Source organism: Pseudomonas sp. R62, from assembly GCF_000257605.1.
In the GTDB taxonomy this organism is placed as follows: Bacteria; Pseudomonadota; Gammaproteobacteria; order Pseudomonadales; family Pseudomonadaceae; genus Aquipseudomonas; species Aquipseudomonas atacamensis.
The window spans coordinates 765,033-768,961 of sequence record NZ_JH635998.1; the positions used below are offsets into that span (position 1 = coordinate 765,033).

The 3,929-nt window shown below is 59.4% G+C and carries 5 protein-coding genes; all 5 read left to right on the forward strand.

What is annotated here, in order from left to right:
- The first annotated feature begins 352 nt into the window (after positions 1–352).
- Entirely contained in the window at positions 353–1,135 is a 783-nt protein-coding gene (locus OQK_RS04895; RefSeq protein ID WP_016771382.1) for a transporter substrate-binding domain-containing protein, read from the forward strand.
- 56 nt (positions 1,136–1,191) lie between these two features.
- Positions 1,192–1,920 (forward strand): ABC transporter permease, encoded by a 729-nt coding sequence (locus tag OQK_RS04900; protein WP_016771383.1) that lies wholly within the window; start codon positions 1,192–1,194, stop codon positions 1,918–1,920.
- Positions 1,917–2,627: an ABC transporter permease gene (locus tag OQK_RS04905; RefSeq protein ID WP_016771384.1), complete on the forward strand. Its 711-nt coding sequence runs from the start codon at positions 1,917–1,919 to the stop codon at positions 2,625–2,627. The genes OQK_RS04900 and OQK_RS04905 overlap by 4 nt, the downstream gene beginning before the upstream one ends.
- Before the next feature lie 27 nt (positions 2,628–2,654).
- A complete protein-coding gene (locus OQK_RS04910; protein WP_016771385.1) occupies positions 2,655–3,773 on the forward strand; it encodes a succinylglutamate desuccinylase/aspartoacylase family protein in 1,119 nt (372 codons plus the stop codon).
- A 12-nt stretch (positions 3,774–3,785) separates the two neighbouring features.
- The coding region (locus OQK_RS04915; protein WP_038860575.1) for an ATP-binding cassette domain-containing protein at positions 3,786–3,929 on the forward strand (144 nt) is incomplete at its 3' end.

Genomic DNA, 3,929 nt, shown 5'->3' on the forward strand with positions numbered 1-3,929 from the left:
CAGAATCCTGTGGCGAGGGGATTTATCCCCGCTGGGCTGCGCAGCGGCCCCCAGCAATTTCCCCCTGAAATCGTGAACTCAGGTTTTTGCGCCAGCTGCGCAGCCGATCGGGGATAAATCCCCTCGCCACAGTTTCAACTGCTCTGAGCCACGCGCTTGAACCGAAACAGTGCATGCAAACAGCAATGCCCGTTTCCGGGCATTCAACTACCCTTGCCTCTCTGCACTCGACCTTTTAAAACACCTGTTCGGCACTCTGGTTCGGAAATTGCTACTTTCTATAGGTCGTAAGCGTTGCAGTAACAATAATTCTGCGCCACAAGCGCTCATATTGGTTCTTAGGGATTGAATAATGAAAAAAGCATTGCTGACCCTTTCTGCACTGGCGTTGTGCATGGCCGCCGGCTCCGCGCTGGCCAAGGAATACAAAGAGCTGCGCTTTGGCGTTGACCCTTCGTACGCACCGTTCGAGTCGAAAGCGGCCGATGGCAGCCTGGTCGGGTTCGATATCGATCTGGGCAACGCGATCTGCGCCGAACTGAAGGTCAAGTGCAAATGGGTCGAAAGCGATTTCGACGGCATGATTCCGGGCCTCAAGGCCAACAAATTCGACGGCGTGATCTCGTCGATGACCGTGACCCCGGCGCGCGAGAAGGTCATCGACTTCTCCAGCGAACTGTTTTCCGGCCCGACCGCTTACGTGTTCAAGAAAGGCTCTGGCATCACCGCCGATGTCGCTTCGCTCAAAGGCAAAACCGTTGGCTATGAGCAAGGCACCATTCAGGAAGCCTATGCCAAAGCCGTGCTGGACAAAGCCGGTGTGAAAACCCAGGCCTATCAGAACCAGGATCAGGTGTACTCCGACCTGACCTCTGGCCGTCTCGACGCCGGTATCCAGGACATGCTGCAAGCCGAACTGGGCTTTCTGAAGTCGCCAAAAGGCGCTGATTACGAAATCAGCCAGCCGGTCGACAGCGAATTGCTGCCGTCGAAAACCGCTATCGGTATCAAGAAAGGTAACACTGAGCTGAAAGCACTTTTGGATAAAGGTATCAAAGCGTTACACGACGACGGCAAATACGCCGAGATTCAAAAGAAACACTTTGGCGACCTGAATCTGTACAGCGGCAAATAATGCCCCGGCGCCCATCCTCGATGGGCGCCTTTTCCATCCGCTCAGGTTGCTGATTTATGTTTGAAACCCTCCTGCAAAATCTGGGGCTGGCCTCGTTCAGTCTGCAGGGCTTCGGCCCGTTGCTGCTGCAAGGCACCTGGATGACCATCAAATTATCGGCGATGTCGCTGCTGGTGGCCGTGTTGCTCGGCCTGCTCGGCGCCAGTGCCAAACTGTCGAAAGTCAAACTGGTGCGCCTGCCCGCGCAGCTCTACACCACGCTGATTCGCGGCGTGCCGGACCTGGTGCTGATGCTGTTGATCTTCTACAGCCTGCAAACCTGGCTGACGTCACTGACCGACTACATGGAATGGGAATACATTGAAATCGACCCGTTCAGCGCCGGCGTGCTGACGTTGGGCTTCATTTATGGCGCGTATTTCACCGAGACCTTCCGTGGCGCCATCCTCGCGGTGCCGCGTGGTCAGGTCGAAGCCGCCACCGCGTATGGCCTCAAACGTGGCCAGCGTTTTCGCTTTGTGGTGTTTCCGCAAATGATGCGCTTCGCCCTGCCGGGCATCGGCAACAACTGGATGGTCATGCTCAAGGCCACCGCGCTGGTGTCGATCATTGGCCTCGCCGATCTGGTCAAGGCAGCGCAGGACGCCGGTAAAAGTACCTATCAACTGTTCTACTTTCTGGTCCTTGCCGCCTTGATCTATCTGCTGATCACCAGTGCTTCGAACTTTATCCTGCGCTGGCTCGAACGCCGCTACGCCGCCGGTGCCCGGGAGGCCGTACGATGATCGAACTTCTCCAGGAATATTGGCGCGCCTTCCTTTATACCGACGGCCAGAACATCACCGGGCTGGCGATGACGATGTGGCTGCTGACCGCGTCGATCTGCATCGGCTTCGTCGTCTCGATCCCATTGTCGATCGCCCGCGTCTCGCCGCACTTCTACATTCGCTGGCCGGTGCAGTTCTACACCTACCTGTTCCGTGGCACGCCGCTGTATATCCAGTTGCTGATCTGCTACACCGGCATCTACAGCCTCGCCGCCGTGCGCGAGCAGCCGATCCTCGACAGTTTCTTTCGCGACGCGATGAACTGCACGATCCTCGCTTTCGCGCTCAATACCTGCGCGTACACCACGGAGATTTTTGCCGGGGCGATTCGCAGCATGAACCACGGCGAAGTCGAAGCGGCCAAGGCTTATGGCCTGACCGGCTGGAAGCTGTACGCCTACGTGATCATGCCGTCGGCATTGCGCCGCTCGTTGCCTTACTACAGCAACGAAGTGATCCTGATGCTGCACTCGACCACCGTGGCGTTCACCGCGACCATTCCCGATATTCTTAAAGTCGCGCGGGATGCCAACTCGGCGACCTTCCTGACCTTCCAGTCATTCGGCATCGCCGCGCTGATCTACCTGACCATTACTTTTGCGCTGGTCGGTCTGTTCCGCCTTGCCGAACGCCGCTGGCTGGCCTTCCTCGGGCCGACTCACTAGCACCGGTTTGAAAATAAAGAGATAACAATGCGCCACCAGATTCATGACTTGCTGGCCCCGCTGCCGGGGACCGCACGGCAGATTCACAGTTTCCACTTCGGCCCACAGCAGGCCAAGGGCAAGGTGTACATTCAGGCCTCGCTGCATGCCGACGAACTGCCCGGCATGCTGGTCGCCTGGCACCTGAAACAGCGTCTGGCCGAGCTGGAAGCCGCCGGCCGCCTGCGCAGTGAAATCGTCCTCGTGCCGGTGGCCAACCCGGTCGGCCTCGAACAAGTGCTGATGGACGTGCCGCTGGGCCGTTACGACCTCGAGAGTGGGCAGAACTTCAATCGCTGGTTCGTCGACCTCAGCGAAGAAATCGGCAACGCCATCGAAGGCCAGTTGGACGACGATGCGCAGCACAACCTCGAACTGATCCGTGCCAGCCTGCGCGACGCCCTCGCCCGCCAGACGCCGGCCACACAACTGCAATCCCAGCGTTTGACCCTGCAACGCCTGGCCTGCGATGCCGACATGGTGCTGGACTTGCACTGCGACTTCGAATCGGTGGTGCACCTGTACACCACGCCCGAGGCGTGGCCACAGGTCGAGCCCTTGGCGCGCTACATGGAAGCGCAGGCTAGCCTGCTTGCTACCGATTCCGGCGGGCAGTCGTTCGACGAGTGCTTCACCCTGCTCTGGTGGCAACTGCGCGAGCGCTTCGGCGAGCAGTTCGATATTCCGCTGGGCAGCTTCTCGGCGACCGTCGAATTGCGCGGTCAGGGCGACGTCAATCACCCGCTGGCCAGCCGCGATTGTCAGGCGCTGATCGACTATCTGATCCAGTTCGATGCCATCGTCGGCGAGACCAAGCCGCAACCGCCACTGCCGTACCCGGCCACGCCACTGGCCGGTGTCGAACCGGTGACCACGCCAGTCGGCGGCCTGCTGGTGTACTGCGCGACACCCGGCCAATACCTGGAAGCCGGCCAGCAGATCGCCGAAATCATCGACCCGGTCCACGACAAGGTCACCCCCATTCATTGCACCGCCGCCGGCCTGCTGTATGCGCGCTCGCTGCGGCGCATGGCCACTGCCGGCATGGTCATCGCCCACGTCGCGGGCGCCGAAGCCTATCGCAGCGGCTACCTACTTTCGCCTTGAGGATGCTCGTCCATGTACAAACTGACCGTTGAAGGCCTGCACAAAAGCTATGGCGATCATCAGGTGCTCAAAGGCGTTTCGCTCAAGGCCAAAACCGGCGACGTGATCAGCCTGATCGGCGCCAGCGGCTCGGGCAAAAGCACCTTTTTGCGCTGC

Excerpts from the sequence above, each read along its gene's own strand:
- OQK_RS04895 (WP_016771382.1), top strand. The coding sequence starts at position 353 with ATGAAAAAAGCATTGCTGACCCTTTCTGCACTGGCGTTGTGCATGGCC.
- OQK_RS04900 (WP_016771383.1), top strand. The coding sequence starts at position 1,192 with ATGTTTGAAACCCTCCTGCAAAATCTGGGGCTGGCCTCGTTCAGTCTG.
- OQK_RS04905 (WP_016771384.1), top strand. The coding sequence starts at position 1,917 with ATGATCGAACTTCTCCAGGAATATTGGCGCGCCTTCCTTTATACCGAC.
- OQK_RS04910 (WP_016771385.1), top strand. The coding sequence starts at position 2,655 with ATGCGCCACCAGATTCATGACTTGCTGGCCCCGCTGCCGGGGACCGCA.